Here is a 23,496-nt window from a genome sequence, read left to right as displayed (position 1 = left end):
TGGACGGTCAGGCCTCGGCCGGCGTTCCGGTCGCCGCCGGGCCGGGTGGGGGCGGTGGCGTCTGGCGGGGTCACGGGGTCACTTTCCATTCCATGTGCACGACGGCGACGTCGTCGGCGAGGCCGCCGCCCACCGCGGCGGCCTCCTCGGCGCCGTGGATCAGCGCGTCGACGAAGCGGGGGCCGGGCAGCCGGGCGTGGCGCCGGGCCAAGGCGATCAGGCCGTCCTCACCGAGGCGCTCGGGACCGGACGCCGAGGTGCGCCCCTCGAAGAGCCCGTCGGTGAACATCACCAGCGACCCGCCGTCGGGGATCCGGATCTCGTCCTCGGGCCAGGCGGCGAGGCCGGGCAGCAGGCCCAGGGCGGGACCGAAGGCGGGTTCGAGGAGCTCCACCTCCGGCTCGGTGCCGTCGGCGGCCGGCGGTCGGCGCAGGAGCAGGCCGGGGTGGCCGGCGCGCAGGACCCGCACCTTGCGCGAGTCGGGGTGCAGGGCGATGCCGCACACGGTGGCGAAGAGTTCGGGGGACGAGCGCTCCGCGGTCATGATCCGCTCGAGCTGCCGAAGGAGCCGGGTGCCGGTCACCCCCGACAGCACCAGGGTGCGCCACGCTATGCGCAGGCACACCCCGAGCGCGGCCTCGTCGGGGCCGTGGCCGGACACGTCGCCGATCACCGCGTGCACCATGCCGTCGTCGGCCTGCACGACGTCGTAGAAGTCACCGCCGAGCAGTGCCTGGGAGCGTCCCGGCTGGTAGCGGGCCACCACGTCGACGTCGGCGCCGTTCAGGAGCGGGGAGGGCAGCAGGCCGCGTTCGAGCCGGGCGTTCTCCTGGGCCCGCATCCGTTCGGCCTGGAGGGCGGCCGCGGCGTGCTCGGCCTGCTTGCGGTGGACGGCGTAGCGGATCGCCCGGCCGAACAGCTCGGGCTCGACCCTGCCCTTGACCAGGTAGTCCTGGGCGCCCGCGGTGACCGCGCTGAGCCCGGCTCCCTCCTCGGCGAGCCCGGTGAGCACGACGACGGCGGCGGTGGGCGCCGCCCGGAGCAGCGCCGCGAGCGCCTGGAGTCCGAGCGCGTCGGGGAGGTGCAGGTCCAGCAGAACGCACTGGGGCGCGGCGGCCGGCAGGGCGACGAGCGCCTCGGCCAGCGACGTGGCCCAGGTCAGACGGGCGGCCAGGTCGCTGTCGGCGAGCAGCTCCTCCACCAGCAGCGCGTCACCCGCGTCGTCCTCGACCAGGAGGATCCGCAGATCCCCCAGAGCCTGCGGGGCACCTCTCTGCGGGGCACCTCTCTGCGGGGTACCTCTCTGCGGTGCGCCTACTGTGTCCATCCCTGCGTCCATCCCTCGCCCCACACTCGCCCCGGCCTCCAGTCGGCGCCGTGCGGGCCGCCTTCGGAGCGGCCCCGCCTCGGGACGCCGCTACGGCGACGGCCGAGCTGTCCCGGACCGTTGCCGCGTGGCAAGCGTATAGGCATGAACGAGACAGCGAGCGCGCCCCCGACCCTACCCATGGACATAGCCGGACAAAGACATCGTTGGCGGACGGGCGGCGGCCGTCGCGAGTGACCGCCGACCAGCGGATGGTGACGGGCCGTGAGGGGTTCCGCGCGCCCGTACCGCCCCCGCCTTCGCCCACGCGCTCCCACGCTGTCACCCTCCCCGGCGCGCCGCTTCCTCCAGGGCGGAGAGCACCTTGTCCGGGTGGATCGGGAGCGTGCGCACCCGGACACCGGTCGCGTGGTGGACCGCGTTGGCGATCGCCGCCGCCGTACCGACGATCCCGATCTCACCGATGCCCTTGGCGCCCATCGGATTCAGATGGCGGTCCTCCTCCTCCAGCCAGTGGGCCTGGATGTCGCGCACGTCGGCGCAGGCGGCGATGTGATAGGAGGCCAGGTCCCGCTCGGCGTGGTCGCCGAAGGCGGGGTCCATCGTGCTGCCCTCCATCAGCGCCATGGACAGCCCCATGGTCATGGCGCCGATGAACTGGGAGTGGGCGGTACGGGAGTTGATGACGCGTCCGGCGGCGAACACGCCGAGCAGCCTGCGCACCGCGGTCTCCCCGGTGTCGACGTCCACGGTCACCTCGGCGAACTGCGCCCCGAAGGCGTGCCTGGCGTGCTCCTTGCCCGTCGCCTCGACCTCCTCGGACGTGTCCACGCTCACGGTCAGCCCGTCGCCGGGCAGCGGGCCCTCGTGCTCCTCGAAGCGGCGCAGCAGGGTGCGGCAGGCCAGTTCGGCGGCCCAGCCCCACGAGGCGGTGCCGGACGAGCCGCCGGCGACCGAGGCCGGGGGCAGGTCGCTGCACCCGAGTTCGACCGACACGCGCTCCGGCGGCACCCGCAGCGCACGGGCCGCGATCTGCGTGAGGACGGTCCTGGCCCCCGTCCCGATGTCGGTGGCGTTGACTCGGACGCGGTAGCGCCCGGAGGGTTCGGCCACGGCTTGCGCCCGGCAGGGCATGACGAAGACCGGGTAGATGGAGGCGGCCACGCCCGTACCGACCAGGAGCCGCCCCTCGCGGCGGACTCCCGGCCGCGGATCCCGGCCGCCCCAGCCGAAGCGGCGCGCCCCTTCGTGCAGGCACTCGACGAGATGGCGGCTGCTGAACGGGCGTCCCGTGTCGGGGTCGGTGTCCGGCTCGTTGCGCACCCGCAGCGCGACGGGGTCCACGCCGCAGGCGGCGGCGAGTTCGTCCATCGCCGACTCCAGGGCGAACATCCCGGAGCACTCGCCGGGCGCGCGCATCCACGAGGGGCTCGGCACATCGAGGTGGACGACCCGGTGGACGGTACGGGCGTGCGGGACCGCGTACATCGACAGGGTCGCGGTGGCGGCCTGCTCCACGAAGGCGCGCAGGGTGGAGCGGTAGGTGACCACCTCATGGGCCAGGGCGGTCAGCCGCCCGTCGGGGCGGGCGCCGAGGCGGACCCGCTGCTCGGTGGCGGCACGGTGCCCCACGACGGCGGCCATCTGCGCCCTGGGGAGGGAGAGTTTGACCGGTCGGCCGACCTCGCGCGCGGCCATGGCGGCGAGGACCACATGGGGACGCGGTGTGCCTTTCGACCCGAAGCCGCCGCCGACGTGCTCGGCGATGACCGTGACCTGCTCGGCCTCGATGCCGAACAGTTCGGCGAGGGTGCGCTGAACGGCTGTCGTGCCCTGGTTGGAGTCGTGGACGGTGAGGCGGCCGCCGTCCCACACGGCCGTGGCGGCGTGCGGCTCCATCGGGTGGTTGTGGAGGGCGGGGATGCGGTAGACGGCGTCCACCGTGACCGGCGCCGAGGCCCAGGCGGTGTCGAAGTCGCCGATGGACCGGGCCCCGTCGAAGCCTCCGTTGTCCTCGTCGGGCACGTACAGGCCGGGGTGGTCGGCGCGCAGTTCGACGTCGTGCGGCTCCACCGTGTACTCGGCACGGACCGCGGCGGCCCCCTCCCTGGCGGCCTCCAGGGTCTCGGCCACGACCAGGGCGATGTGCTGGCCGCGGTGGAGGACACGCGGGGACTGCAGCACGGCGAGGGTGCGGTCCTCGGTCTCCGCGAGGCGGGGGGCGTTGTCGTGGGTGAGCACGGCGAGCACCCCGGGCTCGGCGAGCGCCCGGTCGACGTGGAGAGCGCTGATCCGGCCCTTGGCCTCGGTCGCGGGGACCGGCCAGGCGTGGACACAGCGGGGCGGGAAGTACTCGGCGGCGTACCTGGCCGCCCCGGTCACCTTCTCCCGGCCCTCCAGGCGCTGGAGCGGCGCGCCCAGCGCGGGGGCGCCCGAGGCCCCGCCTGGCGTCGGGCCCGACGTCGGGCCGGACGCCCCGGCGCTCGTGGCGCCGCTCATCGTGGCTCCCGGCTACGCTCGGCGAGGTCGGTGAGCACCCGTACCGCCAGGTTGCGCACCAGGGGCACTTTGTACCCGTTGTCCCGCAGCGGCACGGCGGCGGCGAGTTCGGCGTCCACCGCCCGGGCGAACGACTCCGCCGTGGCCGGGCCTGCGGTCAGCCGCTGCTCGGCGGTGTACGCCCGCCAGGGCTTGGCCGCGACCGCTCCGAAGGCGAGGCGCACGCGGTGGACGGTTCCCTCGCGCACCTCCAGCGCGGCGGCCGCGGAGGCGAGGGCGAAGGAGTACGAGGCCCGGTCCCGGGCCTTGCGGTAGGCGGAGTTCACGGCTTCGGGGAGCGCGGGGAGCTCGACATGGGTGATGAGGTCGCCGGGCTCGAGGACCGTGTCGCGTTCGGGGTGGCCGCCGGGGAGCCGGTACAGCTCGTCCAGCGGCACGGTCCGGCGGCCGGTCGGGCCGTGGACGTGGATCTGCGCGTCGAGGGCGGCCAGGGCGACCGCCATGTCGGAGGGGTTGGTGGCGATGCACGCCGGGGAGGCGCCGAGGACGGCCAGATCCCGGTGGACGCCCTCGCGCGCGGGGCACCCCGATCCGGGCTCGCGCTTGTTGCAGGGCTTGCCGACGTCCTGGAAGTACAGGCAGCGGGTGCGCTGGAGGAGGTTGCCGCCGACGGTGGCCGCGTTGCGCAGCTGCCCCGACGCGCCGGCCAGCAGGGACTGCGACAGCACCGGCCAGCGGGCGCGGACGACGGGGTCGGCGGCCAGGTCGCTGTTGCGGACCGCGGCACCGATGCGCAGCGCGCCGTCCTCCACGGTCTCGATGCTGTCGTGCGGCAGCCGGGTGATGTCCACGAGGAGGTCGGGTGTCTCCACGCCGAGCTTCATCAGGTCCACGAGGTTGGTGCCGCCCGCCAGATACCGTCCGTGCGGCGATCCGGCCAGGGCCGCCACGGCGGCCGAGGCGTCGGCGGCCCGCTCGTACCGGACGGCCCTCATCGTGCCGTGATCTCTCGGGCGGCGTCCGCCACGGCCCGGACGATGTTGGCGTAGGCGCCGCAGCGGCACAGATTGCCGCTCATGCGCTCACGGATCTCGTCGTCGGTGACGTCGAGGGGCTCCTCGGAGGGGCTGCCGTTCCCCCGATCCGGCGCGGTGACCGCGCTGGGGCGCCCGGCGGCCATCTCGTCGAGTACGCCGAGGGCCGAGCAGATCTGCCCCGGAGTGCAGTAGCCGCACTGGAAGGCGTCCCGGGCGAGAAACGCCGCCTGGACGGGGTGCAGCGCCTCGTCCTCCGTGAGCTCGCTCAGCGATTCGACGGTGCTGACGCGGGCGCCGTCCTGACTCACCGCCAGCAGAAGGCAGCTGTTCATCCGCCTTCCGTTGACGAGCACCGTGCAGGTGCCGCACTGGCCGTGGTCGCAGCCCTTCTTGGCGCCGATCAGGCCGAGGTGTTCGCGCAGGGCGTCCAGGAGGGTGGTGCGGTTGTCCAGCGTCAGTTCCCGCGTGGTTCCGTTGACATGCAGGGTGACCGCCGTCGCGTGGCCCAGCGCGCCCATGACCGCACCTCTCCCTCCGACATCCGTCCCTTGTCACCGCGAACCGGCACGTTTGCCGATAACCCGATGGCGACCGGTTGAAACCCGTGATCCGCCGACACGGGCGCCGCCGACCGGTCTAACCTGCCCGGACCGGGGGGCGTTCTCGCATCCGCGTATGTATGGGAGAAGATCCGATGAAGAACAGTCCGCGTGCCCTCCTCGTGGCTGCCGCCGCCGTCGCCGTCCTCGCGGTGGCCGCGCTCCTGGTGGCCACCCTCGGCGGCAAGACGTCGGCCCCCGGAACGACGGCGGACAAGTCCGCCGGGGGGACCGGGGAGAAGACGGCCGGGGACAAGCCGGTGCCCGCGAAGCCGTCCAGCATCGAGAAGATCGCCTCCACCATCGGCTGCAAGGCCGACATCACGGTGGACGCCAAGGAACTGCGCCAGGCCGCCTGCGAGTCGCGGCGCACGAGGTACCGGATGGTCACCTTCGCCACCGACACCGGACAGCACGCCTGGCTGGAGGAGGCGCAGGCGTACGGCGGCACCTATCTCGTGGGCAAGCGCTGGGCGATAACGGCCCAGCCCACGGCCACACTTGACGGCCTGCGCCACAAGCTCGGCGGAACCATCGAGGCGGGTGCCTCCCATGGCTCCGACCAGTCGCATCAGCACTCCGGCTGAGCCCTGACGCACGCCACTCGTGCGGCGCCTGAGACGAATGTGGCGTGTGATTGAGCACCGGAAGCCCGGGATCCGTACTCCATCGGGAGTGTGCTCCCGAACGACAAAAAGTGAAGGGCTCCGATGAGACAACAGGCTCACAAACGCTCACCAGCCGTGAGCAGGACAGTCGCGCTGGTCGCCGCCCTGGCGCTGGGAGGCGGCGGTATCGCGGTCATCACCGCAAACGCCAACGCAGGCAACTCGGACCGGGGCTCGGACCAGCAACAGCAGGCGTCCGGCGTCTGGACGGTCGATTGCCCCGACGTGGGCGACAAGCTCCCCGAGGTCCCGCAGCAGTCCCGTGCCGAGGTCGACCAGGAGCTCGCGCTCCTCGACAGCGGGGTCGCGGACGCCTACAAACGCCTGGCGGCGGCCCGGGGCCAAGGTGGCCAGAGCTTCGTGGACGACTCCATCCTGAAGCCGCTCAAGATCAGCCGCACGGCCACCATCAACCGTATCGCGAGCGCCATCGAGCGCGGGGCCGACCGGCCGACCGGGCTCGAGGCGATGGCACCCTGCACGGTCAAGCAGGCGAGCACGACGAGCGATCGGGACGAGGACCAGGACGACGACGAGGACCAGGACGACCAGGACCAGGGACAGGACCAGGACGGCGACCAGGACCAAGGACAGGACCAGGACGACGACCAGGATCAGGATCAAGGTCAGGACCAGGGCCAGGACCAGGACGACGACCAGGACCAGGACGGCGGCCAGGACCAGGGTCAGGACGGCGGCCAGGACGACGGCAACCAGCAACAGGGCGGCCCCTCGCCCGACGACTTCGTCGACATCAAGACCGTCCAGCCGAATGTCCAGAGGGTCGACAACCAGCAGAACTCCTCGACCGGTTCGTTCAGCTCGAAGTGCGGCCGCAACGAGAACGAGCACTTCAACCCCGACAATGTGATCGTGGCCCCCGGCGTGAGCAACGGCGCCCACCACATGCACGACTACGTGGGCAACGAGTCCACCGACGGCTTCTCGACGAACGACAGCCTCGCCGCCGCGGACACCACGTGCGGCAACGGCGACCAGTCGACCTACTACTGGCCGGTGCTGCGTGTGCAGGACGGCGGCCAGGAGCGGGACGCCGACCAGCCCGGCGGTGGCCAGGACGCCAACGTGGGCAAGATCCTTCGCCCCGCCGCGGTCTCGATCCGGTTCAAGGGCAGCCCGGTGAGCGAGGTGACCGCGATGCCGCGCTTCCTGCGGATCATCACCGGTGACGCCAAGTCGTTCACCAACGGCACCGGCAACGCCAACGCGTCGTGGAGCTGCACCGGCTTCGAGAACCGCCAGCTCAAGGACAAGTACCCGATCTGCCCCGACGGCAGCAAGGTGGTCCGGACGTTCAACTTCCAGAGCTGCTGGGACGGCCAGAACATCGACAGCGCCAACCACCGCACCCACGTGGCCTTCGCCCAGGCGGACGGTTCGTGTGCGAACGGCTTCAAGGCGATCCCGAAGCTGGTCCAGCGGATCGTCTACGACGTCGAGCCGGGCAGCACGAACATCGCTGTGGACAGCTTCCCCGAACAGCTCCACAAGCCGGTGACCGACCACGGCGACTTCATCAATGTGATGTCGGACGACCTCATGAACAAGGCCGTGGACTGCATCAACAGCGGTCGCAGGTGCAACTGAGGCGTCCCCTGCGAGGCTCGCTTCCCCCAGGGCCCCGAAGAGGTCACCTCATGAAGCAACCGGCTCTGGATGAGGGCGCTTAGGGNGCGCTTAGGGCGGCGCGTGGCGGATCTCCTCCGCCACGCGCCGCCGCACGCCGGTGGGCCCCGCGTACCGCCGGCGGGCCGCGGCCTCCTCCCTCAGCCGGGAGAGCACCGCCGCCGCCAGGCGCGCACCATCTCGCCGACGACTTCGACGGACCCGCCGGCAGCGCGGTCGACGGCTCGCCCACCCATCTGTGGGACCGCGCCGGCGGCGCCGACCAGAAGGCCGGAACAACCAGAGGGCCGGAACAACCAGAAGGGGCGCGCGCCCACCAGCCCACCCGGAGCGTTCGCCGCGGACCGGAAGGCGAAGGACCCGCCGGGCTCGTCCGACGGGTCCTTGGTCACGCTTGTTCTGTTCTTCCGCTGCTTTTCCGCGGTATGTCAGCTCTCCGCGGTATGTCAGCCCGTCGATGCGGCCACCGGGGGCGCTGCCGCGCTCTCGTCGACCGCGGTGGCGGGCTTCGGCGCGAGAAGCCGCTCGGCGAGGTGGCCGAACAGCAGGCCGAAGGCCGCCCACAGGGTGAGCTGGATGGCGAGTGCGGCGAGTCGGAACTGCCACAGCAGCGTGGCGGAGAAGTCCTTGGGGACCTCGTTGACCGACGGCAGGAACGCGTACGCCAGACCCACGGCGAGGACGAAGGCGGCTCCTGCCACGACGGTGGCGTACCAGTTGCCCAGTCGGGGCGCGAGGCGCCGCCCGAGGACGACCGCGGCCAGCCCCAGCAGGACACTGAGCGCGATCATCAGGAAGTACAGCGTCGTGCGCTTGCCGATCGTGTCCGGTTCGCCGACGGACGGCGGGTTGGCCGGGTACTTCAGGAACGGCACCGCATACACGGTGACGAGCGCGGCGCCCGAGACGAGGACGGCCGTGGCCCGAGGGCTGAAGCCGCCGATCCTGCCCAGCGCGAAGCAGAACACCAGGCCGGCGACGCCGCCGACGGCGACGCCGAACATCAGCATTCCGGTGGCGAGGCCGGCGGTCGACTGCATCGACCGGCTCACCAGTTCCACTCCGTGCTCGTGCGCGTGCGACTCCTCGTAGGCGATCGCGGTGTCCACCCGGGGCTCACCGAGCAGATAGGCGACGACCAGGGCCAGGAGGCCCGCCGCGAGACCGGCGAGCATGCCGCGCACGAGCAGGGCTCTCACAGTCGGAGAGTTCACGTGCCCACTCCGAATCAGTGGCAGGGGAAGCCGAGCAGGTGGCGGCCGTCGTGCAGCCACTCGTGCACGTTCTCACCGGAGACCAGTGCGGTGGCGCCCTGTTCGGCGCCGACGAAGTAGAGCAGGGCGAGCATGAGCACACCGAGGAAGACGGCCCAGGGCACGATCGCTCGGACGGGCAGGGTGATCGGTGCCGGTGCGGCAGAGGACTGGGGGAAGACTGCGGGGGCAGCGGACTGGGCCATGGCACAACCTCCTCGGGAACACGCGTCCCGCTCGATGGAGCCGTTGACGACGGAGTCGGGTCTGACTCACCGGCATCCGCCGCTTCGAGGAAGGGCTTCGCTGTGCCGGACATACAGTGGCGCGACCGTGCCGGGATCTCACCGGACTTCCGTCCCACCGTCGCCTTGTCTTGTCCGGGGGACCGTACCGCGTGGCGGAGGTCTCGGCCAAGGGCGCATGGACGTGCATGATGTGCGGGCGCGGCGGCGCGGGCGGGCACGGCGGACAGGGAGGGACCGGTATGGCGGCGCGGGTGATGTTTGTCTCACCGGCCGAGAGCGGGGCACTGCGCGAGGCGCGGGTCGACGACGACGGCCCCCTGTCCGCGGTCGGGCGGCGCCGCGCGGTCGCCGCCGCGGCGGCCCTGCCCATGGCCTCACGCCGCTTCTCCTCCCCGTCGGCACGGTGCCGGGAGACGGCCGCCGCGTTGGGGGTGGAGGCCGCCCCCGAACCGGGTTTGCGCGACTGCGCCATGGGCCGCTGGCGGGGGCGGCGGCTGGACGAACTGTCGGCCGCCGAGCCCGAGGGGGTGGCGGCCTGGCTGTCCGACCCGGCCGCGGCCCCGCATGGCGGCGAGTCCCTGCTGGACCTGTGCTCCCGCGTGGGCGCGTGGCTGGACACCGTCCCGTCGGGCAGCGGCCGCGTGCTGGCCGTGGTGGAACCAGGTGTGGTCCGCGCGGCCCTGGTGCATGCCCTGGGGCTGCCTCCGGCGGCATTCTGGCGCCTGGACGTCCCCCCGCTGTCCCTGACCGAAGTCACGGGCGGGGGCGGCAGATGGAACCTCCGCTGCGGCCGCCCGCTGGACGCCGGGAGCCCTTGACGCCACCGCCGCCCTCAATTGTCGGTGGCGGCGTCCTTCTCCGAGGACCGGGCCGCCGTCTCCGCCTTGTCCACCAGCTGCGTCAGGCGCTGGAGTTCGGAGCCGGACGTGGTCGGGGCGGTGCGGTTCGCGGCCGGGCGGTCCGGGGTGGACTCCTTGCCGCCGCCGTTGCCGCCACCGCTGCCGCAAGCCGTGGCCAGGGCGGCGCACAGCATCGCGGCGGTCACGGAGGAGGCCGCGGTCCTGCGGTTCACGCCGTCGCTCCGTTGTTGTGGGACTCGCACCAGTCCTTGACCTCGGCGAGATCCTTCTTGCGCTCCTTGAGCGTGGTGACCAGGGACTTGCGGAAGGTCAGCTTGTCGTTGAGGAACGTCTCGACGGCGTCGTGCCCCGCCGCCTTCGCCCGGTCGACCCGCTTCTCCAGGCGGGCGATGGAGCCCCGCTCCGACGCCGGGCCCCGGAGGCGCTCGAGAGCGCGGTCGATCCGCCTGTCGATCCTCGGGGCCCGCCGGCACAGCGCCCGGGCGCCGTCCCCGGCCGGCTTCTTCCCCCCGGCGGACACCCGGTCCGCGCCCTTGCCCGGTGCCGGGTCGCCCGCGTCCGCCGCGGCCGTGCCGGCCGTCGCGACCAAAGCGGTGGCCGCCAGGGCGATGGCGGCGGTCCTGCTGCGCTGCATGCTGTCGTCCTTCCCCATGCTTTCCGGACGCGGCTCCTTGCCCGTCACGGCGAGACGTTAGGGACCGTCCTTGTGGAATTCCTGTGACTTCCCGGCGGGTACCGCCAGCCAGTCCCGGCGCAGCGGCGCCAGCGAGGTCTCCACCGCCCCCGGCCCGGCCGGCGGGAGCCTTGTCTCGAAGCGCGCGCCGCGTCCCTCGGGCCGGTCCAGGACGCGGATCCACCCGCGGTGCAGCGCGATCTGCTGGGCCACCAGCGTCAGCCCGAGCCCGGACCCCGGGCTGTCGGGGCGGCGGTGGAACCGCTGGAAGACCGCCGCCCGCAGCTGCGGCGGTATGCCCGGTCCCTCGTCGTCCACGGTGAGCACGACGACCGGGGCGCCGGACTCCTCCCGGCCCGGCCGCAGCGTCACCTCGACCCGGGGCGGCCCGCCGTCGCGGCGCCCATGGGCCAGCGCGTTGGCGAGCAGGTTGTCCACCACCGACCGCAGACCCTGCTCCCAGCCGTGCACCACCAGCCCCGGCGCCGTGCGGACGGTCACCTCCACTTCGGTGTGCCTGCGCCGCAGGTCGCCGACCGCGGCGTCGACCACCTCCGCCAGGTCCAGCGGGGCGAACGCGTCCGCCTCCACCAGGTCGCCACGGGCCAGGGCGCGCAGCATCACCAGAAGGTCCAGCAGTCTGGCGTGCTCACGCCGAAGATCGTCCACGACCTCGGCCCGGTCCACCGGATCGAGGCCGGGATGCTCCGCGAGGATGTCGAGGTTGGTGCGCATGCTCATCAGCGGTGTGCGCAGCTCGTGCGACGCCGTGGCCGAGAACGAGCGGGCCGTGGCCAGGGCCTCCGCGGTCCTGGCGGCCTGCTCGTCGTAGCGGGCGAGCACCGTCCCGAGGGTGTGCGCAAGGTCGTCGACCTCCGCGATCCGGGTCGGGGTGTGGTCCAGGCGGGTACCGCTGGTCCTGGGGTCCAAGCCGCTGGTTCGCCGCTGGAGCCTGCGCAGCGGCAGGGTCGCCCTCGCCGCGACCGCCCATGCGAGGGCGCCCGCCGGCGGTGCCGCGAGCAGCGCCACGGCGACCACACGCCGGCGCACCAGGCGCAGCTGGCTGTCGGCCGCCGTGTCGGGGGAGAACAGCCAGAGCGTTCCCCTCACACCCGGCCGGACCCCGGCGACGGGCACGGACAGCACCCGCCAGCCGGCTCCACCGTCCCGCACGGTGACGGGCACCGGGGCCTCGGCCGGCAGCGGCGCGGAGGAGCCGGGCTGCGGGCCGCCCGAGACCGTTCCCCCGGGGCCGACGAGCCGGATGCCGACGTCGAGGGCGGAGGCGTAGAGCCTGCGTTCGCGGACCTGCGCGGCGGCGGGGCGCCCGGCCGCCGTGGCGCGCAGCAGGGCCTTGGCGTCCTTGGCGACGACGGCGGCGCGCTCGCGCAGATGGGCGTCCTGCTGGGCGTGCAGGTCGCCGGCGACCAGGCGCAGCAGGAGCGCACCCGACGCGAGGACCAGCAGGGGGACGACGGCGCCCACCGCCAGCGCCATCCGCGTCGACAGCCTCATGACGTGTCCCCGTCCCGGCTGTCCCGCAGGACGAAGCCGACCCCTCGCACGGTGTGCAGGATCCTGGGCCGCCCGCCCGCCTCCAGCTTGCGCCGCAGGTAGCTGACGAAGGTGTCCACGGCGTCGGTGCGGACGTCGAAGTCGTAGCCCCACACCCGGTCGAGAAGCTGATCGCGGGTGAGCACGATCCCGGCGTTGCGCGCGAGGACCTCCAGCAGGGCGAACTCCCGGCGGGTGAGCGCCAGCTCCGTGCCGTCCAGGCGTACCTCGCGGGCCCCCGGGTCGATCACCAGGGGGCCGACGCACACCCGGTCCATGGCGGCGGGCGGGCGGCGGCGCAGCAGGGCGTGCAGCCGCAGCACGAGTTCCTGGAGGGCGAACGGCTTGACGAGGTAGTCGTCGCCGCCCGCCTGCAGTCCGGCGACGCGGTCGGAGAGCTCGTCGAGGGCGGAGAGCATGAGGACGGGCACCTCGTTGCCGTCCTCACGCAGGGTCCGGCACACCTCGATGCCGCTCAGGTCCGGCATGGAGATGTCCAGGACCACCACGTCCGGCGGCTGGTCGCGAATCCCGGCGAGCGCCCGGCGGCCGCCGTCGGCCGAGGTCACCGAGAAGCCGTTCAGCCGCAGCCCCCGCTCGAGCGAGCGCCGGATGGCCGCGTCGTCGTCCACCACCAGCACCCGACCGCCCTCACCGGCCATGCGCACCTCCGCTCACCCGCCGCCGCGCTCACCACCGGGTGCCCGCGGGGACGGCCGTTCCAGGGCCGCGATGCTACGCGGCCCGCCCTCCGGACGGTCCACCGTCCCCGCGGTCGGCGCAGGTGGGAGCCCCGTTCAAACGAATGTGCCGGACGGTTGAGCACGAGGGGCGCCGGATCCGTATCCAGTGGGTGCATCAAGCGCTCGGGCGGTGCTCCCCCATCCCGCCCGGGCGCATACGTGCGTTCCGAACGACCGAAGTGAAGGGCGATCATGAGACAACGAGGTCACCGGCGTTCACCGTTCATGACCAAGACCGCCGCTTGGGTTGCCGCTCTGACGCTGGGGGGCGGCGGAATAGCCGTCGTCACCGCCAACGCCAACGCCGGTGACTCGTCGCAGGACACCGCGCCGCGGTCCGGTCAGCAGCAGAAGTGGACCGCCGGTACGGTCGACTGCCCCGACGTCGGGCTCAAGCTCCCCGCCGTCCCGCGACAGGCGCGCACCGAGGTGGACCGCAACCTCTCCCGGCTCGACAGCCAGGTCGCGGACGCGTACCAGCGCCTGATCGCCTCACGCGGCCAGGGCGGCGAGGACTTCGTGCGGAACTCGATCCTGGGCCCGCTGGAGAGCAGGCGCACGGCCACGATCGACCGCATCGCCACGGCCATCGGCCGGTCCGGGCAGCGCCCGAGCGGTCTCGAGGCCTCGGCGCCGTGCACCATCAAGCCGGTCGCCGACACCACCGGCGCCGATCAGAACCAGAACGGCCAGAACCAGAACGGCCAGAACCAGGACGGCCAGTCGCAGGGGCAGGGACAGCAGGGGCAGGGACAGCAGCAGGGCCCCTCCCCCGACGACTTCGTGGACATCACCAGGGTCCGGCCCAACGTCCAAAAGCCCCGCCCCGGGCGCAATGCCTCCAAGGGCCTGTTCATCTCCCGCTGCGGCCGCAACGAGACCCGTCATCTGAACCCCGACAACGTCATCGTCGCGCCCGGCGTCAGCAATGGCGCCCACCACATGCACGACTACGTGGGCAACGCCTCCGCCGACGGCTTCTCCACCAATGACAGCCTCGCCGCCGCCGACACCACGTGCAGCAACGGCGACCAGTCCGCCTACTACTGGCCGGTCCTGCGCCTGCGCGACGGCCGCCAGGAGGGCGACGCCAACGCGCCCGGCGGCGGCAAGGACGCCAACGTGGGCAAGATCCTGCGCCCGGCGACCGTCTCGATCTTCTTCAGGGGCAGCCCCAGGAGCAAGGTGACGGCCATGCCGCGCTTCCTGCGGATCATCACCGGTGACGCCAAGTCCTTCACCAACGGCCCGGCCAACGCCAATGCCTCGTGGAGCTGCACCGGCTTCGAGAACCGCCGGCTCAAGGACAAGTACCCGCTCTGCCCCGAGGACAGCAGGGTGGTCCGGACGTTCAACTTCCAGAGCTGCTGGGACGGCCAGAACATCGACAGCGCCAACCACCGCACCCATGTGGCCTTCGCCCAGGCCAACGGTGTCTGCCCCAGGGGCTTCAGGGCCATCCCGCAGCTCGTGCAGCGCATCACCTACGACGTCGACCCGGAGAACCGCCGGATCGCGGTCGACAGCTTCCCCGAGCAGCTCCACAAGCCGGGGACCGACCACGGCGACTTCGTCAATGTGATCTCGGACGGCCTGATGAAGAAGGCGGTGACCTGCATCAACAGCGGTCGCCGTTGCGGCTGACCCCACGTCGGCGGTGGGACCCCGCGACCGGGGGTCCCACCGGCGGACCGCAACCGCCGCCACCGGTACCCGGCTGTCCGGCCGCCGTACATCAGGCCGGCCACTCCCGGCCGATGCCGAGCACGCCCAGGACGCCGGCTGCGTCGACCGGTGGAAGCTGAGCTGGTCCGACTGGGGCTGATTCGACTGGGACGGGGTGCGAGTGAGGTGCCTCCCGGCGGCGCTTCGTCCGTCCGGGGGAGGCGCGAGCGGGCCGCGCGCACTACCGTGCCGGGATGGCACGCTTCACTTCCGCCCTGCCCGGACTCCCCCGCCCGCGCCCCGCGCTTGTGCTGAGCGGCGCGGGGCGTTTCCTCCTGCTGGCGGTGTTCGGGGGCTGCATCGCCGGCGACGTCGAGGAACGCCTGCCGCTGGCCCCCTACGACGCCGTCCCGACGTACGGCGACTGGCTGCCGGTCGCGGCCGGGGTGATCGCCGTCGCCGCGGCGTCGGCCGTGCTGATCCGCCGCCACCCGTCGGCGTGGCGGACGGCGACCGCGATCGCCGCCGCGGCCAGCCTGGCCGCCACGATCGGCTTCGTCACGGTGCTGCCTCCCGCGATGCTCACCAGCGAGTCCAGCACCGCGGAGTGCGTCGCGCTCGTCACCCTGGCGGGGGTGGCGGTGCGCAACGGCAGCACGGCCCAGGTGGTGCGCGCCGCGGCGGGCGTCGCCGCCGCCCTGGTGGCCTCGGCCGCCGTACGGGAGGGGAGCACCGGGCTGGTCCCCGTCGTGCTGCCCCTGCTGGGCATGGCGATGGCGCTCGGCGGGTGTGTGCGGCTGTGGGAGTCCGCCCGCGCCCGGCACGAGGAGAGCGTGCGCCATCTGGAGCGTCTGGCGCTGGCCCGCGACCTGCACGACACGCTGGCCCACCAGGTCACGGGCATCGTGGTGCAGACCCAGGCCCTGCAGCACGTGCGGGAGGTGATCGCGCGCGACCCCGAGCTGCTGGCCCGGCATCTGCGGGACATCCAGAACGCCGGGGCGGACGCCCTGGCGGCGATGCGGCGCCTCGTGGAGACCCTGCGCGGGCCCGACGCGGCGCAGGCCCCGGCCCACCTGGAACAGGCCCTGCGGCAGCTCGCGGAGAGCGGTCACGCCGCCGCGCTGCCGGTCCGGATCGAGATACCGGACCCGCTGCCGCCGTGTCTTCCCGCGCCGCTGGTCAACGCTGTCGTCCGGGTGGTGCAGGAGGCGCTGACCAACGCCCGGCGCTACGCCCACGCGGCGACCGCCGTGACGGTCACCGTCCGTGGCACCGGAGAGCACCTGGAGGTGGCCGTCACCGACGACGGCCGACCGGCCCTGGCCGCCGAGCCCCGCATCGGCGGCGGATTCGGGCTGGTCGGCATGCGGGAGCGGGTCGAGCTGCTGGGCGGCACCTTCAGTGCGGGGCCCGGCGGCCGCGGTGGCTGGCGGGTGGCCGCCGTCATCCCGGTGAGGACGGTCCGGCGGGAGGAGGGCGCACGGCAGTCCGTGGGCACATGAGGCCACCTGACCCGGGCGCGCCGACCCGGGCGCCGGCCTGAGCGCCTCGGCCCGACCGCCGTGCCCGTCCTCCGGGGCGGCGCCGCCCTCAGACGCTCAGCGGGTTGACGCGCTCGGCCGCCAGCAGGTACCAGGCGGTCGCTCCCGTGTGCCGGTAGGGGTAGTAGCCGAACCCGAAGCCGGTGTCGAGCGGACTGCTGGCCGAGACCACACCCGCCCGCTCGGGGAGCGCCTTGGCCCCGATGGTCTGCCCGCCGCCCAGCCGGTCCTGTGCCCGCTCGATGGAGGCGATCAACCGTGCGGCGAGCCCCTCGTCGCCGTGGCTGTGCCGCTTGCGCAGCGCCAGCGCGAGATGGGCGGTGCCCTCGAACCAGACCCCGTTGCGGTCGGGCTTGGGCTGGAACGGCGCGATGGGCGCGTCCTCGTTGGCGACCAGCGCGGCCGAGCTGAAGGTGACCCCCTCGTACGACTGCCCCGCGGGGACGGTGCTGTTCCTGCGGTCGGCGTTGTCCAGGACGTGCAGATGCGTTGCTGCCCAGTCGAGCGAACGGGCGTGGGAGCGCGAGCCGAGCGCCAGGTGGCTCCAGGTCTGGGTGTCCTCCGGGACGGGGGACGTGTTGATCGTGACCCCGTCGTTGGTCCCGGTGTAGAAGAACCCGCCGGACGGCTCCCACATCCGCTCGACGAAGGCCTCGGCGCGCCGCCGCCTGCCGCGCCACACCGGGTCACCGGTCAGCCGGGCGAGCTGCCCGAACAGTCCCACCAGGTCGATGTTGTGCTCGGTCGAGGTGAACGGCAGCTTGGCGTTCGCCCCGTCGACGCCGAACTTGTAGCCGCCGAGCGGCTCGTCGGTGCGGGCGTTGCGCTCCACCCACTCCGCTATCCGGATCGCTCCGGCGAGGAAGCGGCGCGCCCCGGTCCGCCGGGTCAGCGCCGCCAGCGAAATGGCCGCCCAGGCCATGTCGCCGACCGCCGTACCGGTGAAGCCGAACTGGGTGCCGACGTTCACGGTGCCGTCCGGTCGGACGAACCCGTCGGGCTGGGCGGAGCCGTCGTAGAAGGTGTACGGCCCGACGTTGTAGGCCTGGCGCAGACGCCCGTCGTCGTGGTCCGGGTCGTGCGCCTGGGCGTGCAAGAGCGCGTCGCCGAGGGCCACGGCCCTTCTGCGCGAGGCCTCGCCGCCGTCGGCGAGCAGGGCGAGGACCGCTATCGCGTTGTCGTAGGTGAACGCGGTGCTGAACAGGCCGGCCTGGTCGGTGTAGCTCTGGGCCAGGGTGATCGGGCCCTTGTCCGGGTAGCCGTCCATGGCCGCGCCGAGGAAGGCGTAGCCGCGCCGCTCGGGCGGCGGGGTCGTCGTCCGCCGGTCGCCCGCCGCGAACGCGGGCACCGGGAGCGTGCCCAGCGTGGCGGCGACCGTCACGGCGGCAGCGGTGCCGACGAGTCTTCGGCGGCTCATGGGCGGGCACTGGCGTCGGACGGCACGCGGATCACTCTCATGTCGGGCCTCGCTGGTCATGGCGGAGCTTCCCTTCGGTTCGGGGCACACGGGCGGTTCGGAGCACACGGGGCGGTTATGAGAGCGCTCTCATAGGGGGATTCTGCTGACCCGGCACGGTCGGCGTCAACGCTTGTGACACTCCTCGCCGGAGCTCGTCCATTGCGCTGTCGGGGGGATTGTTGGCCCCCAAAAGCCGAGGGGCGCCTGGATGTGTTCGCTCCCGGACTGCGTCGGTGGTGCCATCACCTGGGTCGATCCGTTCACCGGCGAGGGGAAGCGATGCCCGAACTCAACCGAAGGACCCTCCTGCTGCTCGGCTCCGCCGCAGGGCTGTCCGCGATGCTGCCGACGTCCCTCGTGCTCGCCCCGAGCAGCCGGGCGGCCGCCGCCGCCCCACTGCCGGGCGGAACACTCGATCCGACGACGATCCCGAAATACACCTCACCGCTCCTGATCCCTCGGGTCATGCCGCGCGGCCCCGTGCCCTCCGCTCCGGGCAGCGGCACGGTCGACCACTACACGGTCGCGGTGCGGCAGTTCACCCAGCAGATCCTGCCCGCGGGCCTGCCTGAGACCACCGTGTGGGGATACGGCTCCCCCTCGTCGCCGGACACCTTCGCCTACCCGGGGCCCACCATCGAGGCGCAGGTGATGCGGCCGGTGCGGATCACCTGGGTCAACGACCTGGTGGACAGCCGGGGCGGGTTCCTTCCGCACCTGCTGCCGGTCGACCCCACCCTGCACTGGGCCAACCCGGCCGGCGGAGACCAGGGCCGGGACAGCCGCCCCGCGTTCGCGCAGACACCGCAGGCGTACCGGGGCCCCGTTCCCCTGGTCACCCATCTGCACGGCGGGCACACCGAACAGGAGAGCGACGGATACCCCGAGGCGTGGTACCTGCCCGCCGCGAACGACATCCCCGCCGGGTGCGCCGCCGCGGGGACGTACCACGAGGGGTTCAGGACCACCTTCGAGGAGAAGTTCCAGCAGAACTGGGCGCCGGGCACCGCCGTCTGCCAGTACGGCAACGACCAGCCGGCCGCCACCTTGTGGTTCCACGACCACACCATCGGGATGACCCGGCTCAACGTGTACGCGGGACTGGCCGGCTTCTACAACCTGCGCAGCGGAGCCCACGACCTCCCGACGGACGTGCTGCCCACGCCCGCGCCGCGCGAGGGCGACCCTCCGGGGGTCCGCTACCGCGAGGTCCCGGTCATGATCCAGGACCGGTCCTTCAACGCGGACGGGTCGCTGTTCTACCCGTCCGGCCGGAACTTCTTCGACGGTTTCGGGGGCCCGTACATCCCCTCCAGCGACATCTCCCCGATCGCCAATCCGGAGTTCTACGGCAACACGATGGTGGTCAACGGCCGCACCTGGCCGGAGCTCGAGGTCGAGCCGCGCCGCTACCGGTTCAGGTTCCTCAACGCGGCCAACGCCCGCTTCCTCGTCCTGAAACTGGCCGCGGACGCGACCGCCCCCAGGCCCGTCTCCCCCGCGCTGCCGTTCTGGCAGATCGGCGCCGACGGGGGCTTCCTCCCGGCGCCGGCCCGGCTGGACCAGTTGCTGATGGCGCCCTCGGAGCGGGCGGACGTGCTGGTCGACTTCACCGGCATGACGCCCGGCACCCTGCTCCACCTGGTCAACGAGGGCCCGGACGGAGCCTACGGCGGCGGCACTCCCGGCACCGACTTCACCCCCGCCGACGTCGCGACCACCGGCCAGGTCATGCGGTTCCGGGTCGTGCCCCTCGTCGACGAGGACATCAGCACCCCGCCCGATCAGCTGAAGCTGCCCTCTCCGGCCAAGCCCGGTACGGCCACGGTGACCCGCACACTGGCGATGTACCAGGCCGACTCCGCCGTCCTCAGCGGCGTCGGGCCGAGAGCCGCCCTGCTCGGCGCCGTGAACGCCGACGGCTCCGGTGGGCCCCTGGAGTGGCACCACACGATCACGGAGACCCCGGTCCGGGGCACGGTCGAGGTGTGGGAACTGCGCAACTTCACCGAGGACGCGCACCCGGTCCACATCCATCAGGCGCAGTTCGAGGTCCTGGGCCGCCGACGCCTCAGCGGCGGCGACCTGAGGCCGCCCGAGGCATGGGAGACGGGTCTGAAGGACACCGTCATCGCCCATCCGCTCGAGGCCACGCGGATCAGCCTCCGGTTCGACAAGCCGGGTCTGTTCGTGTGGCACTGCCACATCCTCGAGCACGAGGACAACGAGATGATGCGGCCGGTGCGGGTGACGGAGTGAGCCCCGTGCTCACACCCCGTCGCTCACACCGCCGCCCGGACACGGGCGCTCAGACCCAGTCCTTGCGCTTGAAGGCGAGGTAGAGCAGGACGGACGACACCGCGATCACGGCGCTGGAGGCGATGAACCCCGGCTCCTTGCCGAAGCCGGGGTAGGGCACGTTCTGCCCGTAGAAGCCGGTGATCGCGGTGGGGACGGCGATGATGGCCGCCCAGCTCGTCACCTTCTTCATGATCAGGTTCATGCGGTTGGCCTGGACCGACAGATTGGTCTCCATGACCGACGTCACCAGGTCCCGCAGGGACTCGGTCCACTCGGTGGCGCGCAGAACCTGGTCGTAGACGTCCTGGAAGTAGGGCAGAAGAGGCTCGGGGACCAGGTGCGTCCCGGGGCGCATCAGGGAGTTGACCACTTCGCGCATGGGCAGGACGACGCGGCGCAGCCCGACCAGTGACTTGCGCAGCACGAACGAGCGGCGCTGCACGGCGTGGATCTGGCGGCGCCCCTCCTGGAAGAGCAGGTCCTCCAGTTGCTCGATGGAGTCGTCCATGGCGTGCACCGCCTCGAAGTGCCCGTCGACGAGGTGGTCCAGGAGGCCGTACAGCAGGAAGCCGACTCCGTACCGGGTCAGGTCGGGTGACTCGTCCCATCGGGCGACCAGTGCCTCGAGGTCGAATCTGTCGTCCTTCCGGACGGTGATCAGCGCCCGGGGGGTGATGAAGGCCGCGATCTCGCTGGTGGACAGCCTTCCGCTCCTCGGGTCGACGAAGAGGGCGTAGGCGCTGAGGAACTCATGGGTGCGGTAGTGGTCGAGTTTGGACCGCTGGCCCTGGTTCCGGGCGCTCTCCAGGGCCAGCTCGTGGAGCCCGAACTCCTCGCCGACCATGGCGAAGTCCTCGGGCCCGGGCATGCAGAGGTCCAGCCACACGACGGACGAGGGGTCGGCGAGGTGGTCGGAGATGTCGGCGACCGGGAAGTCCTCCAGGACCAGGGTGCCGTCGCGGTAGAGCCGGGTTCGCGCCATGGCTGGAGCCTAGTCAGAACCCTTCGGTGGCAGGGGCATCGGCGAGTGCGCCCGGCGCGCGTGCTCTGCGCGCGTGCTCTGCGGGCGTGCTGTGCGGGCGTGCTCTGCGCGCGCGTGCTCGGCGTCAGTCGTGCGGGACGACGGCCACGGGGCAGGCCGCGTGGTGCAGGACGGCGTGGGTGACATGGCCCATCCGGGGTCCGAGCGCGGAGCGGTGCTCCCGCCGCCCGACCACCAGCAGGTCGGCCGCGGCGGCCGCGGCTACCAGGAGCTGCGCCGGGTTGTCGGGCGCCACCTGCTCGACCACCGGGACGTCGGGGAACGCGGCCCGCCCCGGCCGCACCGCCTCGGCGACGGAGCGCACCTCCCGCGCCTCCAGCTCGGCCTCGAGCTCGCGGGGCAGCGGCTCCGCGGCGTATCCGTACGCGAGCCGCGGATTCCATCCGTGCACCACGCGCAGCACGGCTCCCCTGGCGGCCGCCGCCCGGAAGGCGAAGTCGATCCGGGCACCGCCGTCGTGCCGCAGGTCGAGGCCGAGGACGACGATGCCCCGCTCGACCACGTGGGCGTCCTCGCCGGCGCGCACGAGGACGACGGGCGCCGGGGAGCCGGCGACGACCGCGAGGCCCACGGAGCCGAGCAGGAAGCCGGTGAACCCGCTCAGCCCGCGCGACCCGAGGACCACCATCCGCGCGTCCCGTGCGGCGTTCAGGAGCGCCGGGGCGGGGAGGTCGCGGACCTGCTCGACCTCCGTCTCGAGGCCGGGGTGGTGCTCGGCCAGGTGCTCACGCACGGCGAGCAGGCGGTCCTCGGCCCAGCGCCGCCGGGCCTCGGCGCCGCGGGGGGACGGGGCTTCCGCCTCCGGGGGCTCCCCCGCGCACAGCAGGCGCAGCGGCAGACCGTCCCGCGCCGCCTCCCTTCCCGCCCATTCGGCGGCGGCCAGGCTCTCGGGCGAGCCGTCGACACCCGCGATGACCGGTCGCACCATCGTGCGCACCTCCCCGTCGTTGCGTCGCCGCACCGCTGAAGGGCGGCGACCGTCTCCTGCCCAGCCTCCCCCGTGGCCCGTCGTCCGCGGGATGTGACTGCTGTCACTCCTCGGGCACCACGGCCACCGGGCACGGTGCGTGGTGCAGGACGGCGTGGTTGACGCGGCCGAGCTGGAGCCCGGCGGAGCCATGGCGCCTGCGGGCACCCACGACGAGGAGGTCGGCGGTGCTCGCCGTGTCGAGCAGCACCTTGCGCGCGCAGCCCTCGGCGGTCTCCAGGCGCGCGTGGGCCGCCGTGTCGTCGCCGAGCCGTTCACCGAGGGCGCGTTCGAGGTCGTTGAGCCCGGGCTCGTTCCCGAAGGGGCGGCGGATGTGCAGGGCGAGCAGTTCACCGCCGCGCGCCCTCGCCTCGCGCACGGCGAAGGCGACCGCCGGGGAGGAGGGCGGGGTGTCGTCGGCGGCCCCGAGGACCACCCGCCGGAACCGGCCCTCCCTGTTGATCCGCGGACCGCGGACCACCACGACCGGGCAGTGGCCCCTGCCCGCGACCGCGAGGCCCACCGATCCCAGGAGCATCCCCGCCAGCCGCCCGTGGCCGAGGGAGCCCACGACGACCGCGAAGGCGTGCCTGCTCTCGTGGACCAGGGCCTCGGCGGGGTCCTCGGCCAGGACCTCCCCGAAGACCTCGACCTCCGCATTGCGCAGCCGCGCCCGCTCCACGGCGCAGGAGACGACGCGCTCGGCCATCTCCTGCTCGGACGGCTCGGGAGGGCCGGAGGTCAGGCCCTCGTAGCGCTCCCACAGCGAAGCCTGCACCAGCCGCAGGGGCAGCCCGTGGCGGGCCGCCTCGTCGACCGCCCAGTCCAGCGCCGCCAGGCTCGACTCCGATCCGTCGACACCGACCACCAGCGGCAGGTCCACGGCCTCACCACCTCTCTCGGACCGCCTGCTCCCTCGGACCGCCGGGGCCCTCAGCCGAACCGTGCCACCGGCCGGCACCGGGGGCCATGGGCCCTCGGACCCGGGCGGGGCCCGCAGGTCCCTTGCCGGGTCCCGGCGTCGGGCCCCGGGGACCCGCCGCAGTCTCCCCCGGCAGGGGCCGAACGGCCCCAGGGGTGCCCTCTTCGGCACTGTGACCGCGGTGCCCGGGGTCGGCAAGCTGGAGGGCGCGGCTGTGGGGAGCCGGACACGGGGGCAAGGGGGGGCCGACCCGTATCGAGCGGCGCGGGCCGGCCCCGCCGACCGGTGCGCCGCCGGGCATCCCATGGGGCCGTTCGGCCCATGGTCCTCGGGTGCCGGACGAGTCATGATCGAAGGACGCGTCACTGCGACGGTGAAACGGGAGTCGGCGTGGATCAAGGAGTGGAGTTCTCGCGGGAGAGGCCGATCCGGGTCTTCCTGCTGGACGACCACGAGGTGGTCCGGCGCGGCATCCTCGACCTGCTGGA

Annotated in this window: 20 protein-coding genes; 6 read left to right on the top strand and 14 right to left on the bottom strand. The window is 73.1% G+C overall.

Going from position 1 to position 23,496, the window contains the following annotated elements; genetic code table 11:
• Window positions 1-70: 70 nt before the first annotated feature.
• From IEY86_RS12920 to IEY86_RS12905, 4 genes are all read right to left on the bottom strand, one after another.
• A complete protein-coding gene (locus IEY86_RS12920) occupies window positions 71-1,327 on the bottom strand; it encodes a PP2C family protein-serine/threonine phosphatase (protein WP_189131777.1) in 1,257 nt (418 codons plus the stop codon).
• Between the two features lie 321 nt (window positions 1,328-1,648).
• Window positions 1,649-3,826 carry a xanthine dehydrogenase family protein molybdopterin-binding subunit gene (locus IEY86_RS12915; RefSeq protein WP_189131776.1) on the bottom strand — a complete coding sequence of 726 codons (2,178 nt, stop codon included), beginning with the start codon at window positions 3,824-3,826 and terminating at the stop codon, window positions 1,649-1,651.
• Window positions 3,823-4,821 (bottom strand): FAD binding domain-containing protein, encoded by a 999-nt coding sequence (locus IEY86_RS12910; protein ID WP_189131775.1) that lies wholly within the window; start codon window positions 4,819-4,821, stop codon window positions 3,823-3,825. Before IEY86_RS12910 ends, IEY86_RS12915 begins: the two co-directional genes overlap by 4 nt.
• Complete coding sequence (locus IEY86_RS12905; protein WP_189131774.1) at window positions 4,818-5,381, bottom strand: 2Fe-2S iron-sulfur cluster-binding protein; 564 nt, start codon at window positions 5,379-5,381, stop codon at window positions 4,818-4,820. Before IEY86_RS12905 ends, IEY86_RS12910 begins: the two co-directional genes overlap by 4 nt.
• A 176-nt stretch (window positions 5,382-5,557) precedes the next feature.
• Between IEY86_RS12905 and IEY86_RS12900 the strand changes: the two genes are divergently transcribed.
• Window positions 5,558-6,049, top strand: a complete 492-nt coding sequence (locus IEY86_RS12900; protein ID WP_189131773.1) for a hypothetical protein — start codon at window positions 5,558-5,560, stop codon at window positions 6,047-6,049.
• 156 nt (window positions 6,050-6,205) lie between these two features.
• Window positions 6,206-7,738 carry a DUF1996 domain-containing protein gene (locus IEY86_RS12895; RefSeq protein ID WP_308425135.1) on the top strand — a complete coding sequence of 511 codons (1,533 nt, stop codon included), beginning with the start codon at window positions 6,206-6,208 and terminating at the stop codon, window positions 7,736-7,738.
• Between the two features lie 485 nt (window positions 7,739-8,223).
• Here the strand turns inward: IEY86_RS12895 and IEY86_RS12890 are convergent, their stop codons facing one another.
• Window positions 8,224-8,991, bottom strand: a complete 768-nt coding sequence (locus tag IEY86_RS12890) for a CbtA family protein (RefSeq protein WP_189131771.1) — start codon at window positions 8,989-8,991, stop codon at window positions 8,224-8,226.
• 14 nt (window positions 8,992-9,005) lie between these two features.
• Entirely contained in the window at window positions 9,006-9,236 is a 231-nt protein-coding gene (locus tag IEY86_RS12885) for a CbtB domain-containing protein (RefSeq protein ID WP_189131770.1), read from the bottom strand.
• A 281-nt stretch (window positions 9,237-9,517) separates the two neighbouring features.
• Here IEY86_RS12885 and IEY86_RS12880 point away from each other — a divergent pair, with 281 nt between their 5' ends.
• Window positions 9,518-10,096 (top strand): histidine phosphatase family protein, encoded by a 579-nt coding sequence (locus IEY86_RS12880; protein ID WP_189131936.1) that lies wholly within the window; start codon window positions 9,518-9,520, stop codon window positions 10,094-10,096.
• A gap of 14 nt (window positions 10,097-10,110) precedes the next feature.
• Here IEY86_RS12880 and IEY86_RS12875 read toward each other — a convergent pair whose 3' ends face one another.
• From IEY86_RS12875 to IEY86_RS12860, 4 genes are read right to left on the bottom strand one after another with little or no spacing between them, the layout of a single operon-like run.
• Entirely contained in the window at window positions 10,111-10,350 is a 240-nt protein-coding gene (locus tag IEY86_RS12875; RefSeq protein ID WP_189131769.1) for a hypothetical protein, read from the bottom strand.
• On the bottom strand, window positions 10,347-10,772 hold the full coding sequence (locus IEY86_RS12870; protein WP_189131768.1) for a hypothetical protein: 426 nt from the start codon (window positions 10,770-10,772) through the stop codon (window positions 10,347-10,349). Before IEY86_RS12870 ends, IEY86_RS12875 begins: the two co-directional genes overlap by 4 nt.
• 57 nt (window positions 10,773-10,829) lie before the next feature.
• Window positions 10,830-12,326, bottom strand: coding sequence for a sensor histidine kinase (locus IEY86_RS12865; RefSeq protein ID WP_189131767.1), 1,497 nt, complete (start codon window positions 12,324-12,326; stop codon window positions 10,830-10,832).
• Complete coding sequence (locus tag IEY86_RS12860; RefSeq protein WP_189131766.1) at window positions 12,323-13,027, bottom strand: response regulator transcription factor; 705 nt, start codon at window positions 13,025-13,027, stop codon at window positions 12,323-12,325. Before IEY86_RS12860 ends, IEY86_RS12865 begins: the two co-directional genes overlap by 4 nt.
• Before the next feature lie 273 nt (window positions 13,028-13,300).
• Here IEY86_RS12860 and IEY86_RS12855 point away from each other — a divergent pair, with 273 nt between their 5' ends.
• Window positions 13,301-14,752 (top strand): DUF1996 domain-containing protein, encoded by a 1,452-nt coding sequence (locus IEY86_RS12855; protein WP_189131765.1) that lies wholly within the window; start codon window positions 13,301-13,303, stop codon window positions 14,750-14,752.
• A gap of 275 nt (window positions 14,753-15,027) precedes the next feature.
• Complete coding sequence (locus IEY86_RS12850) at window positions 15,028-16,278, top strand: sensor histidine kinase (RefSeq protein ID WP_189131764.1); 1,251 nt, start codon at window positions 15,028-15,030, stop codon at window positions 16,276-16,278.
• An 88-nt stretch (window positions 16,279-16,366) separates the two neighbouring features.
• Here the strand turns inward: IEY86_RS12850 and IEY86_RS12845 are convergent, their stop codons facing one another.
• Entirely contained in the window at window positions 16,367-17,734 is a 1,368-nt protein-coding gene (locus IEY86_RS12845) for a Tat pathway signal sequence domain protein (RefSeq protein WP_229698382.1), read from the bottom strand.
• Between the two features lie 321 nt (window positions 17,735-18,055).
• On the opposite strand from IEY86_RS12845, the gene IEY86_RS12840 reads away from it, so the two are divergent.
• Window positions 18,056-20,035: a multicopper oxidase family protein gene (locus IEY86_RS12840; protein WP_229698381.1), complete on the top strand. Its 1,980-nt coding sequence runs from the start codon at window positions 18,056-18,058 to the stop codon at window positions 20,033-20,035.
• A 49-nt stretch (window positions 20,036-20,084) separates the two neighbouring features.
• On the opposite strand, the gene IEY86_RS12835 is transcribed toward IEY86_RS12840, so the two are convergent.
• From IEY86_RS12835 to IEY86_RS12825, 3 genes are all read right to left on the bottom strand, one after another.
• Window positions 20,085-21,059 carry a magnesium transporter CorA family protein gene (locus IEY86_RS12835; protein ID WP_189131763.1) on the bottom strand — a complete coding sequence of 325 codons (975 nt, stop codon included), beginning with the start codon at window positions 21,057-21,059 and terminating at the stop codon, window positions 20,085-20,087.
• Between the two features lie 124 nt (window positions 21,060-21,183).
• Window positions 21,184-22,047, bottom strand: coding sequence for a universal stress protein (locus tag IEY86_RS12830; RefSeq protein ID WP_189131762.1), 864 nt, complete (start codon window positions 22,045-22,047; stop codon window positions 21,184-21,186).
• Window positions 22,048-22,150: 103 nt separating this feature from the next.
• Window positions 22,151-22,969: a universal stress protein gene (locus IEY86_RS12825; protein WP_189131761.1), complete on the bottom strand. Its 819-nt coding sequence runs from the start codon at window positions 22,967-22,969 to the stop codon at window positions 22,151-22,153.
• Window positions 22,970-23,496 lie beyond the last annotated feature (527 nt).

The sequence above is a fragment of the Wenjunlia tyrosinilytica genome (genome assembly GCF_014646055.1).
GTDB classification, from domain to species: domain Bacteria; phylum Actinomycetota; class Actinomycetes; order Streptomycetales; family Streptomycetaceae; genus Wenjunlia; species Wenjunlia tyrosinilytica.
This window is presented reverse-complemented; position numbering and strand designations above follow the sequence as displayed.

What these genes read in the sequence shown, in the direction of transcription:
- IEY86_RS12920 (WP_189131777.1), bottom strand. Translation starts at nt 1,327, where the DNA reads ATGGACACAGTAGGCGCACCGCAGAGAGGTACCCCGCAGAGAGGTGCC.
- IEY86_RS12915 (WP_189131776.1), bottom strand. Translation starts at nt 3,826, where the DNA reads ATGAGCGGCGCCACGAGCGCCGGGGCGTCCGGCCCGACGTCGGGCCCG.
- IEY86_RS12910 (WP_189131775.1), bottom strand. Translation starts at nt 4,821, where the DNA reads ATGAGGGCCGTCCGGTACGAGCGGGCCGCCGACGCCTCGGCCGCCGTG.
- IEY86_RS12905 (WP_189131774.1), bottom strand. Translation starts at nt 5,381, where the DNA reads ATGGGCGCGCTGGGCCACGCGACGGCGGTCACCCTGCATGTCAACGGA.
- IEY86_RS12900 (WP_189131773.1), top strand. Translation starts at nt 5,558, where the DNA reads ATGAAGAACAGTCCGCGTGCCCTCCTCGTGGCTGCCGCCGCCGTCGCC.
- IEY86_RS12885 (WP_189131770.1), bottom strand. Translation starts at nt 9,236, where the DNA reads ATGGCCCAGTCCGCTGCCCCCGCAGTCTTCCCCCAGTCCTCTGCCGCA.
- IEY86_RS12880 (WP_189131936.1), top strand. Translation starts at nt 9,518, where the DNA reads ATGGCGGCGCGGGTGATGTTTGTCTCACCGGCCGAGAGCGGGGCACTG.
- IEY86_RS12870 (WP_189131768.1), bottom strand. Translation starts at nt 10,772, where the DNA reads ATGCAGCGCAGCAGGACCGCCGCCATCGCCCTGGCGGCCACCGCTTTG.
- IEY86_RS12865 (WP_189131767.1), bottom strand. Translation starts at nt 12,326, where the DNA reads ATGAGGCTGTCGACGCGGATGGCGCTGGCGGTGGGCGCCGTCGTCCCC.
- IEY86_RS12860 (WP_189131766.1), bottom strand. Translation starts at nt 13,027, where the DNA reads ATGGCCGGTGAGGGCGGTCGGGTGCTGGTGGTGGACGACGACGCGGCC.
- IEY86_RS12855 (WP_189131765.1), top strand. Translation starts at nt 13,301, where the DNA reads ATGAGACAACGAGGTCACCGGCGTTCACCGTTCATGACCAAGACCGCC.
- IEY86_RS12850 (WP_189131764.1), top strand. Translation starts at nt 15,028, where the DNA reads ATGGCACGCTTCACTTCCGCCCTGCCCGGACTCCCCCGCCCGCGCCCC.
- IEY86_RS12845 (WP_229698382.1), bottom strand. Translation starts at nt 17,734, where the DNA reads ATGAGCCGCCGAAGACTCGTCGGCACCGCTGCCGCCGTGACGGTCGCC.
- IEY86_RS12840 (WP_229698381.1), top strand. Translation starts at nt 18,056, where the DNA reads ATGCCCGAACTCAACCGAAGGACCCTCCTGCTGCTCGGCTCCGCCGCA.
- IEY86_RS12835 (WP_189131763.1), bottom strand. Translation starts at nt 21,059, where the DNA reads ATGGCGCGAACCCGGCTCTACCGCGACGGCACCCTGGTCCTGGAGGAC.
- IEY86_RS12830 (WP_189131762.1), bottom strand. Translation starts at nt 22,047, where the DNA reads ATGGTGCGACCGGTCATCGCGGGTGTCGACGGCTCGCCCGAGAGCCTG.